10 protein-coding genes are annotated in these 20,469 nt (G+C 57.4%); 5 read left to right on the forward strand and 5 right to left on the reverse strand.

Annotated elements, in window-relative coordinates:
- Positions 1-132 precede the first annotated feature (132 nt).
- Complete coding sequence (locus RMR16_RS12785; protein WP_320201126.1) at positions 133-276, forward strand: hypothetical protein; 144 nt, start codon at positions 133-135, stop codon at positions 274-276.
- 54 nt (positions 277-330) lie between these two features.
- Here the strand turns inward: RMR16_RS12785 and RMR16_RS12790 are convergent, their stop codons facing one another.
- Positions 331-1,512, reverse strand: a complete 1,182-nt coding sequence (locus RMR16_RS12790; protein ID WP_320201125.1) for a M20 aminoacylase family protein — start codon at positions 1,510-1,512, stop codon at positions 331-333.
- 573 nt (positions 1,513-2,085) lie between these two features.
- Here RMR16_RS12790 and RMR16_RS12795 point away from each other — a divergent pair.
- Positions 2,086-10,578: a GH36-type glycosyl hydrolase domain-containing protein gene (locus RMR16_RS12795; protein ID WP_320201124.1), complete on the forward strand. Its 8,493-nt coding sequence runs from the start codon at positions 2,086-2,088 to the stop codon at positions 10,576-10,578.
- A gap of 88 nt (positions 10,579-10,666) precedes the next feature.
- Here the strand turns inward: RMR16_RS12795 and RMR16_RS12800 are convergent, their stop codons facing one another.
- Positions 10,667-11,326 (reverse strand): YggS family pyridoxal phosphate-dependent enzyme, encoded by a 660-nt coding sequence (locus RMR16_RS12800; RefSeq protein ID WP_320201123.1) that lies wholly within the window; start codon positions 11,324-11,326, stop codon positions 10,667-10,669.
- A gap of 271 nt (positions 11,327-11,597) precedes the next feature.
- Between RMR16_RS12800 and leuS the strand changes: the two genes are divergently transcribed.
- The 3 genes from leuS to holA are packed head-to-tail and all read left to right on the forward strand — an operon-like array spanning position 11,598 to position 15,815.
- Complete coding sequence (gene leuS, locus RMR16_RS12805; protein WP_320201122.1) at positions 11,598-14,228, forward strand: leucine--tRNA ligase; 2,631 nt, start codon at positions 11,598-11,600, stop codon at positions 14,226-14,228.
- The gene (locus RMR16_RS12810) at positions 14,218-14,766 is read left to right on the forward strand and encodes an LPS assembly lipoprotein LptE (RefSeq protein ID WP_320201121.1); all 549 of its coding nucleotides are present in this window, start codon (positions 14,218-14,220) and stop codon (positions 14,764-14,766) included. The genes leuS and RMR16_RS12810 overlap by 11 nt, the downstream gene beginning before the upstream one ends.
- 11 nt (positions 14,767-14,777) lie before the next feature.
- Positions 14,778-15,815 carry a DNA polymerase III subunit delta gene (gene holA, locus RMR16_RS12815; RefSeq protein ID WP_320201120.1) on the forward strand — a complete coding sequence of 346 codons (1,038 nt, stop codon included), beginning with the start codon at positions 14,778-14,780 and terminating at the stop codon, positions 15,813-15,815.
- A 187-nt stretch (positions 15,816-16,002) separates the two neighbouring features.
- Here holA and fdxA read toward each other — a convergent pair whose 3' ends face one another.
- The 3 genes from fdxA to RMR16_RS12830 form a co-directional block, all read right to left on the reverse strand.
- Positions 16,003-16,341: a ferredoxin FdxA gene (fdxA, locus tag RMR16_RS12820; protein ID WP_320201119.1), complete on the reverse strand. Its 339-nt coding sequence runs from the start codon at positions 16,339-16,341 to the stop codon at positions 16,003-16,005.
- 251 nt (positions 16,342-16,592) lie between these two features.
- Entirely contained in the window at positions 16,593-17,009 is a 417-nt protein-coding gene (locus tag RMR16_RS12825; protein ID WP_320201118.1) for an RNA-binding S4 domain-containing protein, read from the reverse strand.
- 103 nt (positions 17,010-17,112) lie between these two features.
- Positions 17,113-20,178 (reverse strand): helicase-related protein, encoded by a 3,066-nt coding sequence (locus tag RMR16_RS12830; protein WP_320201117.1) that lies wholly within the window; start codon positions 20,176-20,178, stop codon positions 17,113-17,115.
- Positions 20,179-20,469: the final 291 nt, after the last annotated feature.

A 20,469-nucleotide genomic window follows, 5' to 3' on the forward strand; every position in this document is an offset into this window, starting at 1 on the left:
GATCAGTATTTTTCCCGATTGGCGCAACAAATGGAAAATTATCTCTACAGAAATACTGGGAAATAGCGATATTCTACCACTGAGAACCAGAGGGCCGCCTAAAGCGGCCTAAGATCAACAAGGGAGGGTGCGATGTCTTATTCCAAAGCCGGAAAAGTAAAAGATTTCACGCCATCGTCTGCGCCTCAGCGCGACTGGCACGTGACACTCCATACAGCCCTGGTCGGCATCTGCTTTGCCTTCGTTGCTGCAATCATCCTCGGTCTGGTACCTTAATCCTCCCGTATCAAGACCTTGAGAAAAGGCCGATCAGTGATCGGCCTTTTTCATTTAAGCGACCTTCAGATAATCTTCTGCAAGCTCGACCCAGAACGCCGTTCCGATCGGCAAAATATCGTCGTTGAAATCGAATTTCGGGTGGTGGAGCGGTGGATCTTTCTCGGTGCGCTTCGTGCCAAGGAAGAAATAAGCGCCGGGACGCTTCTCCAGCATATATGCAAAGTCTTCCGCTCCCATGGTCGGGCGCGGCATTTCCAAAACCTTGTCGGCCCCGGCAAAGCGCGTCGCCAGATTAACGATATAATCCGTTTCGGTCTTGTGATTGACGGTGGCGTTATAGCCACGCTGATAATTCAGCGTCACGCCCATGCCATAGCTCGCCGCCTGACCTTCGGCGATCAACCGAATACGTTTTTCCAGTTCGTCGCGGGCGGCAGGATCGAAAGAGCGGATCGTCAGCAGCATCTCCGCCGTTTCGGGAATGACATTGCTGGCTATGCCCGCATGAAAAGCGCCGACCGTCACCACCGTCGGCGTCAACGGGTGGATGTTGCGAGACACGATGGTCTGAAGCGCCATGACGATGCTGGCACCGGCGACGATGGGATCAAGCGCGCTCTGCGGTTCGGCGCCATGCCCGCCATAACCGTTGACGGTAATCCTACACTCATCCACAGCCGCCATAATCGGCCCATCACGCAGCACGAAGTGGCCGAAAGGCTGGCTGGGATCATTGTGAAGCGCAAACACCGCGTCGCAGGGAAAACGATCGAACAGGCCGTCTTCGATCATGATGCGTGCGCCGCCAAAGTTTTCTTCGGCGGGCTGGAAAATCAGATGGATCGTGCCATCGAAATTGCGGCGCTCGGCAATGATTTTGGCAGCCCCCAGCAGCATGGCGGTGTGTCCATCATGGCCGCAGGCATGCATGACGCCGGGCGTGAGGCTGGCATACTCGGCGCCTGTATCCTCATGGATCGGCAGCGCATCGATATCGGCACGAATACCCACGGTTTTTCCGCTGGTGCCGTTTCGCAACGTTGCCACAACGCCGGTGCCTGCAAGGCCGCGCGTCACTTCATAGCCCATCGCTTCCAGTTGGGAGGCAACAAAATCCGAGGTCTTGAACTCTGACAAGCCAATTTCGGGATTGCGATGCAGATGGTGGCGTATCGCCAGCACATCCGGCATGTGATTGGCAAATGCGGCAGTGTTTTTGGAATGGATTGTCATGTTTGGAACTCGGCGTGTTGTAACAAATGCTGTCGTTTCGACCCGCTTTTGATGGGCCGCATCAGCAGATATTCATAGAGCTAGCATGGAAAGACAAGAGCGCGATATCGTCCCATCCATTTCGCCGCTTGCGCAGAAGCAAAACAGGTGGCATGGAACTGATAGCGCTTTTAACCATTCCCTCCCTCGGGTGGTGTCCTGCCGTTTCAAAAGGGCATGAACATCCAAGGGGTTCAGTGACGAGATGGGATAAAGTGCGACATGACGTGTTTTCGCTTTGGGGGAGTTTGCGAAGTATCTCATGAATGGCGAGGCGCGACCGCGCGCTTTACCGGCTGCTTCTCCGCCAAATCGTTGATTTTATTTAGAAGTGAAGACTTCTGCCCAGAAATACCATGGTAATGGGCAACACGGTTTTATGCGATCATCGTTCGCTGGTTCGCGATGGTTCAGCAAAGGTTCAGGATCAGCACGAAATAAAGCTGCCAAAGTTGTTTCAATTTCCAAAAGCAATCTGAAACAAGTTCCGGTTAAGTCAAACCAGATCCTCACCAGAGTGCAGAATACGAGCCGATGTCATTTCATATTACGCCGACCGCCGCCGCCCGTGATTCCGAAGCAAAGCAGATCGATCACAATGATTCGATCCGCTCCGTTTACTTCACCATTGAAGAGCTGAGGGACTGCGGAGCCGAACTCTCAAAGTCCGGTGCCGATGGCCTGCCGGGTTTCATGGAATTCGATTTTTTCGCGCGCCACCGTGAAAACGAGAAGGAAATCCTTCGCGTTTACCGCACAACGGCGGTGGATTCCGAAAATGGCCAGACGATAACGCCCGCGGCGGAATGGTTGCTGGACAACCACTACGTCATCGAAGAAGCGATCCAGGAAGTGCGCCGCGATTTTCCGCGCAAATTCTATCGCCAGCTTCCGACGATCAAGATCGGCAATTCCGAAATACCACGCGTCATGGCGCTTGCCTGGCTCTACGTGGCGCACACGCACAGCACGATTTCCCGCGAAAGCATGACGGCGCTGGTCGAGGGTTATCAGACTTCGAAAACATTACAGATCGGCGAGCTTTGGGCTCTACCGTCGATCCTGCGTTTCGTTCTGATTGAAAACCTGCGCCGCATTTCCATCCGCGTCGAGCGTTCGCGCCGTATGCGCCAGAAGGCCAATGAGGTCGTTGATGAAATCATCCGCCTCAACGATGCCGAGGCCTCCGCTGCACTTTTGAAGCAGATCGACAATCTGGTCGATGACCCCACCTTCTCCACCCAGTTCCTGTACCGCCTCAGAAACGGTTCGCAGACCTCCGGCTTTGCGGTGAACTGGCTGGAAGAACGCCTTCACAGCGCCGGGACAGACGCTGAAAACATCATGATGGCGGAACATAACCGCCTTGCCTCCGGCAATGTGACAATGGGCAACATCGTCAAGAGCCTGCGCGAAATCGACGATACGGAATGGTCTGTCTGGTTTGAAGAAGTCAGCCATATCGACAAGGGCCTGCGTGAGCATACCGACTACCAGACGCTCGATTTTGGATCGCGCAACACCTATCGCAACACGGTGGAGCTGTTGGCCCGCCGGTCATCCAAAACAGAAATCGAAGTGGCGCAAACTGCCGTCGATATGGTGACGGAAACAGCAAATTCAGATCAAAAATATCATCATGAGCCGAATGTCGGCAGCTTCCTGATTGGTGAACGCCGTCAGGAACTGGAAGACAGAATTGGTTACAAGCCGCTGTTTTCGCAGCGCGTTGCGCGTGTCATGCGCCGGTTCAACTGGCTTTCGGTTGCCGTTCCCGTTACCGCCGTCACGGCATTGGTCATGGCCATTGTCGGCTGGTTCCTCGCAGAAGCCGGTATGCCCTGGTACGTGGTTACGGCATTCCTGCTGATGTTTGCCGTGCCTGCATCGGAAGGTGCAACGGGTCTCTTCAACACGGTTGTGACTTTCTTCGTCAAACCCTTCCGTCTGGTTGGTTACGAATTCAAGGAAGGCATTCCACAGGACGCCCGCACATTGCTGGCCGTGCCGTGCATGTTGACCAGCCGTGACGCCGTGGACGAGATGGTTCGCAATCTGGAAGTCCACTATCTTGCCAACCCGCATGGCGAGATTTATTTCGCGCTGATCAGCGACTGGCGCGATGCGCCGTACGAGCAATCAGACGAAGACAACGAAATTCTGGAATATGGAAAGCGCGAAATCGCCGCTCTGGGTGCGCGTTATGCGTCCGAAGGCAAAAACCGCTTTTTCCTTCTGCATCGTCGTCGTCTCTACAATCCGGCTGAAGGCAGCTGGATGGGCTGGGAGCGCAAGCGCGGCAAGCTGCATGAACTGAACATGCTGCTGCGTGGCGACAAGGACACCACCTTCCTCAACGGCGCCAACATGGTGCCGGACAACGTCAAATACGTGATGACGCTGGACGCCGACACACGCCTTATGCGCGATGCCGTGACCAAGCTTGTCGGCAAGATGCACCACCCCATCAACCGCCCGGTCCACGACCCCGAAACGGGCCGTGTCATCCATGGTTATGGCCTGCTCCAGCCGCGTGTGACACCGTCGCTGACTACAGGCAAGGACGCATCGGTCTTCCAGCGCGTCTTCTCCATCAATCGCGGCATTGACCCTTACGTCTTCACCGTATCTGACGTTTATCAGGACTTGACCTCCGAAGGCACCTTCACCGGCAAGGGCCTTTATGACGTCGACGCTTTCGAAACCGCACTGAAAGGCCGGATCGATGAGAACGCCGTTCTCTCCCACGACCTTCTGGAAGGCTCGTTTGCCCGTTGCGCGTTGGTAACGGACGTTGAACTGGTTGAGGATTTCCCGACCCGTTATGAAGTCGAAGTCTCGCGTCAGCATCGCTGGGCACGTGGCGACTGGCAGCTTCTGCCTTACATCATGGACGCCAAGCGCGGCGTTACCGCCCTTGGCCGTTGGAAGATGGTCGACAATCTTCGCCGTTCGCTGACACCGGTTGCCTGGTTCCTCGCTTCGGTTCTCGGCTGGTATTATATGGGCCCGCTTGGCGCGCTGATCTGGCAGATCCTGCTGATCTTCTCGCTGTTCGTTTCGCCCACGCTGTCCTTGCTGTCCGGTATCGTTCCCCGGTCCACCGATATCGTTCCGCAGGCGCATTTCCATACGCTGTGGTCAGAAATCCGTGCGACGAATGCGCAGGTCGCTCTGCGTATCGTTTTCATCGCCGACAGCGCCTGCCTGATGGTGGATGCCATTGCGCGCTCGCTCTACCGCCTGTTCGTCAGCGGCAAGCTGATGCTGGAATGGCGCACCGCCGCCAGCATCCAGTCCAGTGCGCAGGGCAGCATTCTCGATTATTACCGCCAGATGTGGCATGCGCCGGTCGTTGCTTTGCTCGGCCTTCTGTTTGCATCGCTGCCGGGCGACAATGCGTTTCTGGTCGGCCTTCCCTTTGCGCTTCTGTGGGTCTTTTCGCCCGCTGTCGCATGGTATGTCAGCCAGTCCGCCGAAACCGAAGACCGCCTGTTCGTGTCGGAACACGTCTCCGGCGAATTGCGCAAGATTGCGCGCCGCACATGGCGATATTACGAAGCCTTCGTCACAGCCAGTGAGAACTATCTGCCGCCGGACAACTATCAGGAAACGCCTGAGCCCGTTGTTGCCAGCCGCACCTCGCCAACAAATATCGGCGTCTACCTGCTGTCGGTGATTTCGGCCCGCCAGTTCGGCTGGATCAGCTTTTCTGAGACCGTTGAGCGGATGGAAAAAACCATCCAGACGGTTGAAAAGATGGACAAATATCGCGGCCATCTGTTCAACTGGTATCACACGGATACGCTCCAGACGCTCGGACCGCGTTATGTTTCTGCCGTCGACAGCGGCAACCTCGCCGGTCACCTGATCGCCATTTCCTCGGCCTGCCGCCAGTGGGCGGAAGCGCCGTCCGCCCATCTTCAGGGCAATCTGGATGGTATTGGCGATGTCGCCGGAATTCTGCGCGAAACGCTGAAGGAACTGCCGGACGACCGCAAAAACCTGCGTCCCCTGCACCGCCGTCTGGAAGAGCGCATCATCGGCTTCTCCAACGCCCTTGCTTCGGTGAAGCGCGAACACGAATTCGCGTCCATCCGCGTCATCAATCTGGCCGTGCTGGCACGCGATATTCAAAAGCTCGCAGCCAATCTCGATCTGGAGGTGAAGTCGGAGCAAAGCACGGAAGTGACCCGCTGGGCACAGTCGCTGGTCGATTGCTGCGAAGCGCATATTTCCGACAGCGCCTTTGATCTCTCCACCATCGATCCGCTGCGTGACCGGTTGAACTCGCTGCGCGACCGCAGCCGCAATCTCGCTTTCTCGATGGATTTCGCCTTCCTGTACCGCAAGGATCGCCGTCTGCTGTCCATCGGTTACCGCGTCGACAGCAAGGAACTGGACGAAGCCTGCTACGACTTGCTGGCGTCGGAATGCCGTCTGACCAGCCTGTTTGCCATCGCCAAGGGTGATCTGCCGACAGAACACTGGTATCGTCTGGGCCGTCAGGTCGTACCGATCGGTGCGCAGGGCGCGCTGGTGTCCTGGTCCGGTTCGATGTTCGAATATCTGATGCCGCCTCTCGTCATGCAGGAGCGTCACGGCGGTATTCTCAACCAGACCAACAATCTGATCGTCAAGGAACAGATGAACCACGGCCGCCGTCTCGGCACGCCATGGGGCATCTCGGAAGCGGCGTTCAACGCCCGCGATCACAACATGAACTACCAGTATACCAACTTCGGCGTGCCGACGTTGGGCCTGAAACGCGGCCTCGGCCAGAACGCGGTGATCGCGCCTTACGCCTCGATCCTGGCTTCGCAATATGATCCGGATGCAGCGCTCGAAAACCTGCAAAAGCTGCGCAAGCTGGGTGCTATCGGCAAATACGGCTTCTATGATGCAGTCGATTTCACACCGACCCGCGTGCCTGACGGCAAGGTCTGTGCGGTGGTCTTCAACTATTATGCCCACCACCACGGCATGTCGATTGCCGCTGTGGCCAACGTTGTGCTGGACGGCATTCTCCGTGAACTCTTCCACGCCGACCCGGTGATCGAAGCGGCAGAACTGCTGCTTCAGGAAAAGGCACCCCGCGAAGTGCCTGTCATGAGCGCCAAATACGAGCCGGAAACACCCGGCAAGGAACAGGCCGATCTTCTGCGCGCAGAAGTTCGCACCATCGCCGATCCGGCCGTGCGCGACCGCGAAGTCGTGTTCCTGTCCAACGGCCACTACTCCACCATGCTGACATCCACGGGTGCGGGTTATTCCAAGTGGAACGGTCTGGCGATCTCTCGCTGGAAGTCCGATCCGACCGAAGATCGTTGGGGAACATTCCTGTTCCTGCGCGATACCGTCTCTGGCGATTGGTGGAGTGCGACCGCAGAACCGCGCGTTGCCGTTGGCGAAAAGACCAAAACGGTCTTTTCGGACGACAAGGCCGAGTTCCACAAGACGGTTGGTGATTTGCAAAGCGTGGTAGAGTGCATCGTCGCTACGGAGCATGACGCCGAAGGCCGCCGTCTGACCTTGCTCAATGTCGGTTCGGAAGATCGCTACATCGAAGTGACCTCCTATATGGAACCCGTCATTGCCAATGAGGATGATGACAACGCCCATCCGCTGTTCTCGCGCATGTTCGTGCAGACAGAAATCGGCAAGCGTGGCGATGTCATTCGGGCATGGCGCAACAAGCGGTCTCCAAGCGAAGCGAGCACGGTGATTGCGCATCTGGCCGCTGACAATGCCGGCCCGGCACGTCCGACCGAATTCGAAACCGACCGCGCCAAGTTCATCGGACGCGGACGTTCGCTCAGCGAAGCGGCGGCATTCGATCCGGCAGCGACGCTGTCCGGCACGGATGGCTTTACGCTTGATCCGATCCTGTCGCTGCGTCGCGTGGTGCGTGTACCGGCGGGCAAGAAGGTCAGCGTCATTTTCTGGACGATTGCCGCACCAAGCCGCGAGGAAGTGGACAAGGCAATCGACCGTTACCGCCACCCGGATGCGTTCGCGCATGAGCTGGTGCATGCGTGGACCCGTACACAGGTGCAGATGCGCCATGTGGGCGTGACCTCGCAGCAGGCGGCGGCGTTCCAGCATCTGGCCCGCTACCTTGTCTATCCAGACATGCACCTGCGTGCCGATGCCGATACGCTGAAAACCGGTCTTGCCTCGCAGCGTTCGCTCTGGCCGCTGGCCATCTCCGGCGACTTCCCCATCTTCAGCCTGCGTATCAACGACGATATGGACATGGATATCGCCCGCGAAGCCTTGAGTGCGCATGAATATCTGCGCTCGCGCGGCGTGATTTTCGATCTGGTCATCGTCAATGAACGCGCAGCCTCCTACGCGCAGGATATGCAGCACGCTCTGGATTTCATTTCCGAAGCGCAGCGCCGCATCAATCCTGCCGATGGCGGCAGACCGCATGTGTTCTCCGTGCGTCGCGACCTGATGGACGAAGAAACATGGTCGGCGCTGCTGGCTGCATCCCGTGTGGTTCTTCACGTTCGCAACGGCAAGATCGTGGATCAGGTCAACCGGGCCGTATCCCTGTTTGCAGCCCATCGTGGGCCTGATGGCAGCGATTTGGCGCAGGCGCGCCTTCCAGCACGGACCTTCCCGCAAGGGGAGGCCGTGGAAGATGCCCATGATCTGGACTTCTGGAACGGCTTCGGCGGCTTCACCAAGACCGGCGATGAATATGTCGTGCGCCTGCACGGCGGCCAATCGACGCCGCAGCCTTGGATCAACGTGATCTCCAACGACAAGTTCGGCTTCCACGTTTCTGCCGAAGGCGCAGCCTTCACCTGGAGCCGCAACTCCCGCGACTATCAGTTGACACCGTGGAGCAACGACCCGGTCAGCAACCGTCCGGGCGAAGCGATCTATGTGGCCGATGTGGAAAGCGGCAAAATACACTCGCCGTTCGCCGCACTCTCGCGCAATCCGGACGCAATTTTCGAGACCCGCCACGGTCTTGGATATTCCGTCTTCAGAAGCATTGAAGACGGTCTGGATATCGAGGTTACGCAAACGGTCGACCGTGAAAAGCCGGTCAAACTGTCCCGCCTGACCATCCGCAACGTCGGCACACAAAACCGCCGTTTGAAGACCTACGGTTATGTGGAGTGGGTGCTGGGAAACAACACCCAGAAGTCCGCACCGTTCATCCTCAGCAGCCATGATGACGAAACCGGCGCGCTGTTTGCGTCCAACCCTTACAGTATCGATTACAATGCCCGCACCGCGTTCCTCTCTCTGGAAAGCCCGGCAGGCAACTTCACCACCAGCAAGCGGGAATTCATCGGTCGTTACGGCTCGGTGCAGGCACCACAGGCTGTCGTCTCCGGTGCAGCCCTTTCCGGCAGCGTGGAACTGGATGGCGCACCCTGCGCCGCCATCATGCAGGAAATTCACCTGAAGCCGGGTGAAGAGCGGCGTGTGCTGTTCTATGTGGGTGATGCCGATACGGTTGAAGAAGCCCGCACGCTGGTCAAGGATATCCGCCAGTCGGATTTCGACGCCGTGCTGGCCGCAAACAAGGAATTCTGGAACGGCTTTACCGGCCAGTTGCAGGTCTCCACGCCGGATGCCGGTTTCAACCACATGGTCAACAACTGGCTGCCGTATCAGGCGCTGGCCTGCCGTATTCTGGCACGCACCGCCTTCTACCAGTCCAGCGGCGCATTCGGCTTCCGTGACCAATTGCAGGATACGCTTGCCTTCCTGCTCTATCAGCCAGACCTCGCCCGCAGCCAGATCCTGCGTGCAGCCGGACGTCAGTTCCCGGAAGGGGATGTCCAGCACTGGTGGTTGCCACTGACGGGTGCCGGTGTTCGCACCACCATCTCCGATGACGTGGTGTGGCTTGCCTATGCCGCGCATCAATACATTGCCGCCACCGGCGACAAGGCCATCCTTGAGGAGAGCATTCCGTTCCTCAAAGGTCCGGCTTTGACACCCGGCCAGCACGATGCCTTCTTCCAGCCGGAAACCAGCGAAAAGTCTGTCAGCCTCTACGAACATGCGGCACTGGCGCTTGATCTTGCCATTCACCGCACCGGCGAAAACGGCTTGCCGTTGATGTTGGGTGGTGATTGGAACGATGGCATGAATCGTGTGGGTGTGGCGGGCAAAGGCACCAGCGTCTGGCTCGGCTGGTTCCTCGCCGGCACCCTTCGTGATTTCATCGAAATTGCCGAGGAGCGCCGTGATCTCGACCGTGTCGAGAAATGGAGAACCCACCGCGACAAACTCCGTGCTGCGCTTGAAACCGCAGGCTGGGACGGTGACTATTACCGTCGCGGTTACTTCGATGATGGCACTCCGCTTGGGTCCATCACCAGCGAAGAATGCCGCATTGATTCGCTCGGCCAAAGCTGGAGCGTTCTGTCTGGCGAAGGCGAGGAGCAGCGTTCCGCTCAGGCTATGGATGCGGTGATGAAACAACTGGTCGATGAAAAGACCGGCATCATCCGCCTCTTCACCCCCGCCTTTGCACGTTCGCCACAGGATCCGGGTTATATCAAAGCCTATCCGCCGGGTGTACGTGAAAATGGTGGTCAATATACCCACGCCGCAACATGGGTCGTTCTGGCGCTGGCAAAACTGGGCCGCAGCGAAGATGCATGGAAGTGCTTCTCTTTGCTCAACCCTGTTAACCACGCGCTTGATCGTCAATCGTCCGAAACCTACCGTGTCGAACCCTATGTGGTGACGGCGGATGTTTATGGCGAAGGCGCCTATGCCGGTCGTGGTGGCTGGAGCTGGTACACGGGCTCCGCCGGCTGGCTCTACCGCGCCGCCGTCGAAGGCATCCTCGGCATCACCCGTATCGATGGCAAGCTGCATATCTCGCCGTCGCTGCCGGAAGCCTGGGATGGTTTCTCTGCCAAGATCACGCTGGAGGGCAAAGTTCGCGAAGTCGCGGTCAAGCGCACCGCAGGATCGCCGGATATCGAGGTGTCGCTGGATGGCGCAACGCTGACCGGCAAGGACAGGGCTATTCCTTTTGACTAGGAGTTTCGGGGCTTAGGCTCCGACCACTCATTAAAAAGCCACGGTCCCGACAGGAACCGTGGCTTTTTTGTTAGAAAAAAAACGATGTTCAGCGCGTGCCGAAAATCGCCGAACCGACGCGAACGCTGGTGGCACCGAATTCCACAGCGGTCTCAAAATCACCCGACATGCCCATGGACAGCTTCTGAACGCCGCATTCCTTGGCAAGCTTTGCCAGCAACGCGAAATGCGGGCCGGGATTTTCATCGGCCGGCGGAATGCACATCAGGCCTTCTATAGTCAGCTTCAGCTCATCACGGCACATCGTCACAAAAGTTGCCGTTTCACGCGGATCAATGCCCGCCTTCTGTGGCTCCAATCCGGTATTGACCTGCACGTAGAAACGCAGCGCCCTGCCCTGCTTCTGGCATTCATCAGCCAGCGCCCGGGCAATCTTTTCGCGGTCCACGCTCTGGATCACATCAAACAGCGCCACGGCGTCCGCAGATTTGTTGGATTGCAGCGGCCCGATCAAATGCAGCTCAATGCCTTCAGTCTTTTCTTTCAACGCTGGCCATTTGCCTTGCGCTTCCTGCACGCGGTTTTCACCGAAAACGCGCTGGCCGCAATCGATCACCGGCTGAATGGCATCGGCTTCAAAAGTCTTTGAAACGGCAACGAGGCTGACGCTGCCCGGTTTACGATCTGCTTGTTCCGCAACCGCTGCAATCCGCTGCAAGACATCTTCAAGGCGTGCTTCGATTTCCATGACCAGACCTTCTTTGACAAATTTTTCCCGTTGGAGCGCACAGCGCTCCAACTATCTAAATTTACGCATCGTGCTTTACGAAAATCGACTCCGATTTTCGCGCCGATGCGCTAACTAGACGCGGTTTGCCTTGATGCCAAGCAGCATTGTCACCATTTGAGCGCTATAGTTCCAAGATTGCACCCACCAAAGCCCCACTAACTTGACGCCTAGGCCGTTTCATGGTGAAGGTCAGCGCAAATTTTCCCCTCGATACCCGGATTTCAGAAGTATGGCCATCGAACGTTATAATCCTCGCGACGCCGAGCCGCGCTGGCAGCAAAAATGGAACGAAGACAACGTCTTCGTGACCGACAACAGCGATCCGCGCGAGAAATATTACGTTCTAGAGATGTTCCCGTATCCATCTGGCCGCATCCACATGGGCCATGTGCGCAATTATGCCATGGGTGACGTTGTGGCGCGTTACAAACGCGCCCGCGGTTATAACGTTCTGCACCCTATGGGTTGGGACGCGTTTGGTATGCCTGCGGAAAATGCCGCCATGCAGAACAAGGTTCACCCGAAAGACTGGACCTACCAGAACATCGCCACCATGCGCGGCCAGTTGAAATCCATGGGTTTGTCTTTGGACTGGACCCGTGAATTTGCGACCTGCGACGTGGAATATTACAGCAAGCAGCAGGCGCTGTTCATCGATTTCATGGAAAAGGGGCTGGTTTACCGCAAGCAGTCCAAGGTCAACTGGGACCCGGTCGACCACACGGTTCTGGCCAATGAGCAGGTGATCGATGGTCGCGGCTGGCGCTCCGGCGCCCTGGTGGAACAGCGTGAGTTGACGCAATGGTTCTTCCGCATCACCGATTTTAGCCAGGATTTGCTGGATGAACTGGACCAGTTGGACCAGTGGCCGGAAAAAGTCCGCCTGATGCAGAAAAACTGGATCGGCAAATCGGAAGGCCTGTCACTGCGCTGGCAGACGGTTGCCTCTACGGCACCTGCCGGTTTCGACGATATCACCGTTTACACGACACGCCCGGACACGCTGTTCGGCGCATCGTTCTTGGCCATCGCGGCGGACCATCCGCTGGCGAAAAAGCTGTCTGAGAACAACGCTGAACTGGCCGAGTTCTGCGACGAATGCCGCCGTCAGGGCACCTCGTTGGCAGCCCTTGAAACAGCCGAAAAGCGCGGTTTCGACACCGGCGTCAAGGTTCAGCATCCGCTCGACCCATCCTGGGAAGTGCCGGTTTACATCGCCAATTTCGTGCTGATGGACTATGGCACCGGCGCGATTTTCGGTTGCCCGTCGGGAGATCAGCGCGATCTGGATTTTGCCCGCAAATATGATTTGCCGGTTGTTGCCGTGGTGATGCCGGAAGGCGAAAACGCAGAGACATTTTCGGTTGGCGATGTGGCCTACGTCGATGACGGCGTGATGATCAATTCGCAGTTCCTGAATGGGCTGACGACCACGGACGCCTTTGAAGCTGTCGTTTCGAAACTGGCAGCGCAAACGCTGGGCAACGAGCCGCAGGCGGAGCGTAAGGTCAACTTCCGTCTGCGCGACTGGGGCATTTCCCGCCAGCGTTATTGGGGTTGCCCGATCCCGGTCATCCATTGCGAAGTCTGCGGCGTTGTGCCGGTTCCAAAGAAGGACTTGCCGGTCAAGCTGCCGGATGACGTGACCTTCGATGTGCCCGGCAATCCGCTGGACCGCCACCCCACATGGCGGCACGTTTCCTGCCCGCAATGCGGCCATGCTGCACGGCGTGAAACCGACACGATGGATACGTTCGTGGATTCGAGCTGGTATTTCACCCGCTTCACAGCGCCGTGGGAAGACAACCCGACCGATCCGAAGGTGGCCAGCCACTGGTTGCCGGTGGATCAATATATCGGCGGCATCGAACACGCGATCCTGCATCTGCTCTACTCGCGTTTCTTTACTAGAGCGATGAAGGCAACCGGCCATGTGGACGTGAAGGAGCCTTTCAAGGGCCTGTTCACGCAGGGCATGGTCGTGCACGAAACATACCGTCTCGGCGAAGGCCAGAACGGCCAATGGGTCGTGCCTGCGGATATTCGCATTGAAGAAACCGATGGCAAGCGCCGCGCTTTCCTGCTGTCTGGCGGTGATGAAGTGCAGATCGGCTCCATCGAAAAAATGTCGAAGTCGAAAAAGAACGTCGTCGACCCGGACGATATCATCGCATCCTACGGCGCCGATACCGCACGCTTCTTCGTTCTGTCCGACAGCCCACCTGACCGTGACGTGATCTGGTCGGAAGCTGGCGTGGAAGGCGCGCATCGTTTCGTGCAGCGCGTCTGGCGTATCGTTGGTGAAGCCGCCGAAGAATTGAAGACCGTCAAGCCTGCTCCAGCTTTGCAGGGCGAAGGCTTGGTCGTGTCCAAGGCCGCCCACAAAACGCTGAAAGCGGTTCAGGACGATCTGGACAAACTGGCCTTCAACAAGGCGATTGCGCGCATCTATGAACTGGTCAACACGCTGGCCGGTCCCTTTGCCGACGTCGCAAACGGTGGCAAGCCGGACGATGTGAAGGCTGCTGCCCGTGATGCCGCTGAAATTCTGGTGTGTTTGATTGCACCGATGACCCCGCATCTGGCAGAGGAATGCTGGACAGCTTTGGGCAATGAAGGTCTTGTTGCACAAAGCGCATGGCCGGTATTTGTGCCTGCACTCATCGAGGAAAATGACGTCGTGATGCCGGTTCAGATCAATGGCAAGAAGCGTGGCGAATTGACAATCGCGCGTGATGCAGATCAAGATACCGTCCGCGCGGCAGTTCTCGAACTCGATGCCGTGAAAGCTGCGCTGGCCGGGGGCGAGCCGAAAAAGATCATCGTGGTTCCACAAAGGATTGTGAACATTGTTGTCTGATGCCTATTCCAGATGGGGCCGCTTAGCTGCCGCAATTTCTGTCGTTCTGTTCGCTGGTCTTCTTGCAGGCTGCCAGGTGCGTCCGCTTTATGGCGAGGCCTCCGGCACGCGCCAGAAGCTTGAAACCGTAAACTTCGCGTCGGCCAACGACCGGATCACGCAGGAAGTTCGCAACCACCTTGTGTTCCTCACTTACGGCGGCGCTGGCGCTCCGGCGACCAAGGATTACGAGGTCAAGTTGATCGTGAAGTCCAGCGCGACATCGACGGAAGTTACCAACGACACCAGCCTGTCGGTCGCCAAGAACAACTATGACGGCCCCTTTCCGGGTCGCGTGACGATGACCGGCAAATATGTGCTGACACGGATTTCGGATGGTCAGGTTCTGCGCGCCGCAACGCGCGTCGTGACCGCCATGCTCGATCTGCCACAGCAGGAATTCGCCAAGATTCGCGCCATTCGTGATGGTGAAAACCGCGCTGCACGAGAGCTTGCCGAGATCATCCGCACGGATATCGCCGCCACGCTCAGCCGCTAAGACACTGGCTGATGACGGAAATAAAATCCCATGAATTCGAACGCTTCGCCGAGAAACCGGCGGAGCGTTTTCGTGTTTTCGTGCTTTATGGGCCAGATCGCGGCCTTGTGTCCGAGCGTGCTTCGCTGATTGCGTCCAAGACCGATATCGACCCCAACGATGCCTTCGCATCGTTGAAGATGACGGCTTCCGATCTGCAAGGCGATCCGGGGCGATTGCTGGATGAAATCAACTCCATAGGCCTGTTCGGTGGTGAAAAGCTGGTCTGGGTTAAGGGGGCTGCCAACGAAAAAGCGTTGGTGGACGCACTGCAAATTCTGTCAGACAAACCGCCGGAAGCCAGCTTTCTGATTATCGAAGCGGGTGACCTGAAGAAAGGCACCGGCCTTCGCAAGATTGCCGAACCTTCGCGATCCATCGCCGCCATTCCCTGCTACGCCGATGATGCTCGCGCATTGAACGCGCTGATCGATCAGGAGCTTTCAACCGAAAACCTCCGTATCGCGCCAGCAGCCCGCCAAAGACTGAGCGAATCGCTCGGCGGCGATCGCATTGCGTCACGCAATGAAGTACGCAAACTCGCACTGTATTGCAAAGGGCGAGACGTCATCGAAGAAGAGGATGTGCTGGCGATCATCGGCGATGCCAGCACGGTGTCTGCCGATGATGCGGTGGATGCCATTCTCAAGGGCGATCGCAATGCGTTTTTCCACGCAACGCAAAAGATCATCGCATCGAAGACGCCGATCTTTCTGGTGCTGCAAGGTTGCCTGCGGCAATTCCAGTTGCTGGACCAGATGCGGGCTGAAATGGATGAGAAGAAATTGCAGGCCGGTCAGGTCATGCAGACGCTGGGACGCGGTGTCCACTTCCGCCGCAAACCCGTCATCGAACGCGCGCTGCGTACATGGCAGCCAGCAGCGATTGCGCGTGAGATGAACCGATTGCAGGCAGCAGTCCTCCAAAGCCGTCAGCGGCAAAGCCTGGAGGAAAGTGTGGCCTTGATGACGCTGCTGGCGACGACTTTGCAGTCCGGTCGCGGGCAGTAGCTTTATCCACCCTATAAAAAGCCACCGCAGCACATGCCGGGAGGCTCAGTTATCTCTTCCGTCTTGCCGGACTTGATCCGGCATCCAGCAGCGCCGCGTCTGCGGTGCGAAAGAGTCTTTTTCGATCAAGGACTTGATCGAACTGGATCCCGGATCAAGTCCGGGATGACGAAGTCAAAAAGGAAAATCAGTCACCCTTGCCGGGCTCTGCGGAGAAATAAAGCTCCAGCTTGCCTGTGACGCCGTCCATTTCCTTGGCTTCGTCCATGGCATCACGCTTGATGGTGATGTTGGGCCAGATCGCGGCATATTCGGCGTTGAGGGTCAGCCATTTGTCGAGACCTGGTTCCGTGTCGGGCTTGATGGCCTCGGCAGGACATTCAGGTTCGCAGACACCACAATCGATGCACTCATCGGGATTGATCGCCAGAAAATTCTCGCCCTCATAGAAACAATCAACGGGGCAAACTTCAACACAGTCGGTATATTTGCAGCGAATGCAGTTATCGGTCACGACATACGTCATGATGGACTCCAGAATATGCGGGCCGGGTTGCAGGGCTTCGGAACACAAGCCGTCGCCCGGAATTCAGACAGGGCATTTTTGCAAGTGACGTAATGCCTTTGCCACAAGATAGCAAGGATAAACAATCCTGAAAAACAGGCTCATCTGAGTGGTTTATTCCAAAGCGGGCAGATGTCTTTCATATTAGCTTCGGCGCGCCGTTTTAAGCATACCATTAACACGAAACAACCAACACTTTTTCGCGATCGACGCTATTCGAAACCTTCACCACTGTCGGAGATGAACCTATCGAGTGCGCGCCGTTCTTTTTTGGTGGGGCGTCCGCTGCCCGGTTCACGCATCGCCTGTTCCAGCGGCGTCATAAGGTCGCTTGGCTCCCGCGGTGGTGTGAGGTCATCATAAAGAAGCTTGGCTTCCTCGTAAGGTCCGCGACGTTCGCCGGATGCCTTGACCACGAGAGTGCGGTCCATACGCTCGAAAGACAGTTCGAGCTTGTCGCCCACCTTCACCATGTGACTGGACTGGCGAACGCTGCTGCCGTTGACCGCCACTTTGCCTGATTGAATATAGGCTTGGGCGACGGAACGGGATTTTGCCATACGGGCGAAGAACAGCCACTTGTCGAGGCGCTGGCGCGCTGCGTCATGTGGCTGGTTCTTCTCGCCCATCGAGCATTTCCAGGAAAAGTGCGTCGCGGTTTTCCGTCCGGACATGCGTTAGAACAAAAGAGGTAAAGCCTCCTGCTTTTCAACTAAGCAGGAGGCTTTACCGTTATTTCTTCAGCTGTTCCTTCAGAGCAGCGAGCTTTGCGAAAGGTGAATCCGGGTCAAGCGGCTTCTCCTTGCGCGGTGGCTTTGCTTCGAAACGCTGCTGACCCTGTGGCTTGCCACCACGGTCATTGCGCTCCGGGCGATCCTTGCGCTCGCCGCGATCAGGACGATCGTTGCGGTTGTTGTTTGCGTTGCGATCCGGACGTCCGCCGCCCTCGCGCTTGCGGTCGCCCTCACGCTTAGCACCGTCACGATTGGCACCATCCCGATTGCCGCGTGGCTGAGCAGGACGATCTTCGCCACCTTCGGCACGGCGTTCGCCCTGGCCACGGTTTTCGCCGTTGCGATTGCCGGGACGCCTGACATCGCTGCGCTGGTTGTCGTTGCGACCACCCGGACGCCACAGGAGAACCGGCTTCGGCTCGGCAGCTTCGACAGGTGCCGCTTCCGCAACCGGCGCTTCTTCTGCCTGTACTTCGGCAGATGCTTCAACAACAGCTTCCGCAAGAGCTGCTTCTTGCGAAGTCGCCTCTGCATCAGCATCGTCATGCGTGGCGTCTTCAGCGGGTGCCGCATCAACCGTCTCGGTCTTGGCGGCATCAGTCGTCGGGCCACCAAGGAAAGCAGCGGCCTCTTCAGCCGTTACCTGATCGGCGCGGTAGCCCAGACCTTTGAGGATTTCTTCCATGTCATCCAGCGTTGCGCCGAGAATGGAAAGCATCGCGGTTGTCGTGGTGAAACGGCGACCGTCATAGGCACCTTCCGGGCGCGGCTGTGTGCCAGGCTTCCACTGCAACAGCGGACGGATGAGGTCTGCAAGACGTTCCAGAATGTCGATACGAACAGCGCGTTTGCCAAGGAACCGGAAACCGGCCAGCTTGTAGAACGTGCGCTCGAAGCTTGGATCGGTCACAACCGAGGTGCGACCGGCAGCCAGAACGGGAATGAGATCGCCGTAACCCGGCTTTCCAAGACCATCATTCTTCAAGGCCCAGAGCAGCGTCACGAGTTCCGCAGGTGCTGGCTTCAGCAGTGCTGGCAAAAAGACGTGGTAAGCGCCGAAGCGAATGCCGTAACGACGCATAGAGGCGCGTGCATCCTGATCCAGCGTCTTCACCTCTTCGGTGACGTCGCGGCGAAACAGAACACCAAGATTTTCCACGATCTGGAACGCCAGCCCCTTCGCCAGACCCTGAAGGTCTTCGGCGCGGGAAATATCGTCCAGCGGCTTTAGCACAGTGGCAATCTGGTGGTTCACAAAACGCTCGATGCGGGCAACCGCATGATCACGCGCATTGCCGCTCAACTGTTCGTCGGCAAGCATGATGACACGCGGCTTCATGATATTATCGCCGGAGGTCAGACGAGCGACGGGCTCTCCCAACCAGCGGACCAGGCCGTCCGAGCTTAACGCAAGATCGCCATTGCCACTGGCATGAAGACGCGCAGCACGCGCCTCATATTCCAGCGCAAGCGCTTTCTGCGCTGCTCCCTGCACCGCCTTGGCATCTGGCCCTTCGGCTCCTGCAACCGGCGTAAACCGGAATCCAGCCAACTGGCCGACATGATGTCCTTCAACAAAGACATCACCATTCACACTGATTTCAGCTTCAAGCATCGCATTCTCTCTTAGGCGCCTCATGAGCACAGATGTCCTGCGATCAACAAAGCGTTTCGTCAACCTTTCATGTAAAGCATCGGACAATCGATCTTCGATTTCCCGAGTCTTTTCTTGCCAGTGTGTCGGATCGGCAAGCCATCCTGGGCGGTTAGATACATACGTCCATGTTCTGATCTGCGCAATCCTTGCAGAAAGCGTATCGATCTCTCCGTCCGTGCGGTCCGCCCGCCGCACCTGTTCGGCCATGAAATCCTCGTTAACCGCACCGCGTTTGACGAGGTCGAAGTAAAGTGTCGAAATCAAATCCGCATGTTGTGCGGGCGCGATGCGGCGGTAATCGGGAAGCGCACATGCTTCCCACAACTTCTCCACACGCGCAGCGTTGGTGGTTATGTCCACGATTTCCGGGTAACGCGCAAGGTGTTCCAGCGCCTGTTGGTCGATTGCAGGCAAAGCACGGGTCAGTCCCTGCACCGTCGGGGCCGTATCAAGGCTTGCCCGCAAGTTGCCGATGGACGAATAGTCGAAATTCTTGGTGCGCCATTGCAGCACTTTGACCGCATCGAACTGGTGCGATTCGACTCGGTGAACCAGTTCATCGTCAAACGGATCAACCTGTCCCGTCACGCCGAACGTGCCATCGCGCAAATGCCGACCCGCACGACCGGCAATCTGGCCCATTTCACCGGCATTCAGATTGCGGAATTGATAACCGTCAAATTTGCGATCCTGCGCAAAGGCAACGTGATCGACATCGAGGTTGAGACCCATGCCAATGGCGTCGGTCGCGATCAGATATTCAACGTCGCCAGACTGATAAAGCCCCACTTGCGCATTGCGGGTGCGCGGAGACAGCGCACCCAGAACAACGGCTGCCCCACCGCGCTGGCGGCGCACCAGTTCGGCAATGGCGTAAACTTCATCAGCCGAAAACGCAACGATGGCCGTGCGCCGTGGAAGACGTGTGATCTTTTTCTGTCCGGCATAAAACAGCTGCGAAAGCCGTGGCCGCTCCACAACAACAATGCCCGGCAGCAGCTTTTCCAGAATGGGCCGCATGGTGCCAGCACCCAGAAGCAGGGTCTGTTCACGCCCTCGAAGGTGCAGAATGCGATCCGTAAAGATATGGCCGCGTTCCAGATCGCCAGCCAGTTGCACTTCATCAATGGCGACAAACGCCGCCGTGGTTTCACGCGGCATGGCCTCGACGGTGCAGACGGAATAGACGGCCTTGGGTGGAGTGATTTTCTCTTCGCCGGTGATCAGCGCCACATTGGGCGCGCCAACCTTCTCCACAAGGCGCGTATAGACCTCGCGGGCAAGCAACCGTAGAGGCAGGCCAATGACACCGCTTCCATAGGCAACCATGCGCTCAATGGCATAGTGCGTCTTGCCGGTATTGGTCGGGCCGAGAACGGCCGTAACACCGCGGCCGCTCAAGATCATGGGGCGAGAATTCAACGTATTATCCGCGAGGTCGACTCAATGGTTATTGCACGACGCCCTCGCAGGTTACGAGACGGCGCCTTTCCTCACACATGGCAATCGCCACGGCCAAAGGCAAGGAAGGAATGCGCGAAAGGTGGTTTAGCAATGATTTTTGCGGTTCAACGCACCCATTTCGAAGATTTGGAACAGGATGCGAACGAATCGGCGACGAATCACTGACTCGCTGTGATTCAGCTTTTGTTCACGGCCATATGTGGACAGGGCGATGGTTGGAGCCACCACATCGTG

This window comes from Agrobacterium sp. rho-13.3 (assembly GCF_033957765.2).
Lineage (GTDB): Bacteria > Pseudomonadota > Alphaproteobacteria > Rhizobiales > Rhizobiaceae > Agrobacterium.

Excerpts from the sequence above, each read along its gene's own strand:
- RMR16_RS12825 (WP_320201118.1), bottom strand. The coding sequence starts at position 17,009 with ATGGGCGAGAAGAACCAGCCACATGACGCAGCGCGCCAGCGCCTCGAC.
- RMR16_RS12795 (WP_320201124.1), top strand. The coding sequence starts at position 2,086 with ATGTCATTTCATATTACGCCGACCGCCGCCGCCCGTGATTCCGAAGCA.
- RMR16_RS12800 (WP_320201123.1), bottom strand. The coding sequence starts at position 11,326 with ATGGAAATCGAAGCACGCCTTGAAGATGTCTTGCAGCGGATTGCAGCG.
- RMR16_RS12785 (WP_320201126.1), top strand. The coding sequence starts at position 133 with ATGTCTTATTCCAAAGCCGGAAAAGTAAAAGATTTCACGCCATCGTCT.
- fdxA (WP_320201119.1), bottom strand. The coding sequence starts at position 16,341 with ATGACGTATGTCGTGACCGATAACTGCATTCGCTGCAAATATACCGAC.
- holA (WP_320201120.1), top strand. The coding sequence starts at position 14,778 with ATGACGGAAATAAAATCCCATGAATTCGAACGCTTCGCCGAGAAACCG.
- leuS (WP_320201122.1), top strand. The coding sequence starts at position 11,598 with ATGGCCATCGAACGTTATAATCCTCGCGACGCCGAGCCGCGCTGGCAG.
- RMR16_RS12790 (WP_320201125.1), bottom strand. The coding sequence starts at position 1,512 with ATGACAATCCATTCCAAAAACACTGCCGCATTTGCCAATCACATGCCG.
- RMR16_RS12830 (WP_320201117.1), bottom strand. The coding sequence starts at position 20,178 with ATGATCTTGAGCGGCCGCGGTGTTACGGCCGTTCTCGGCCCGACCAAT.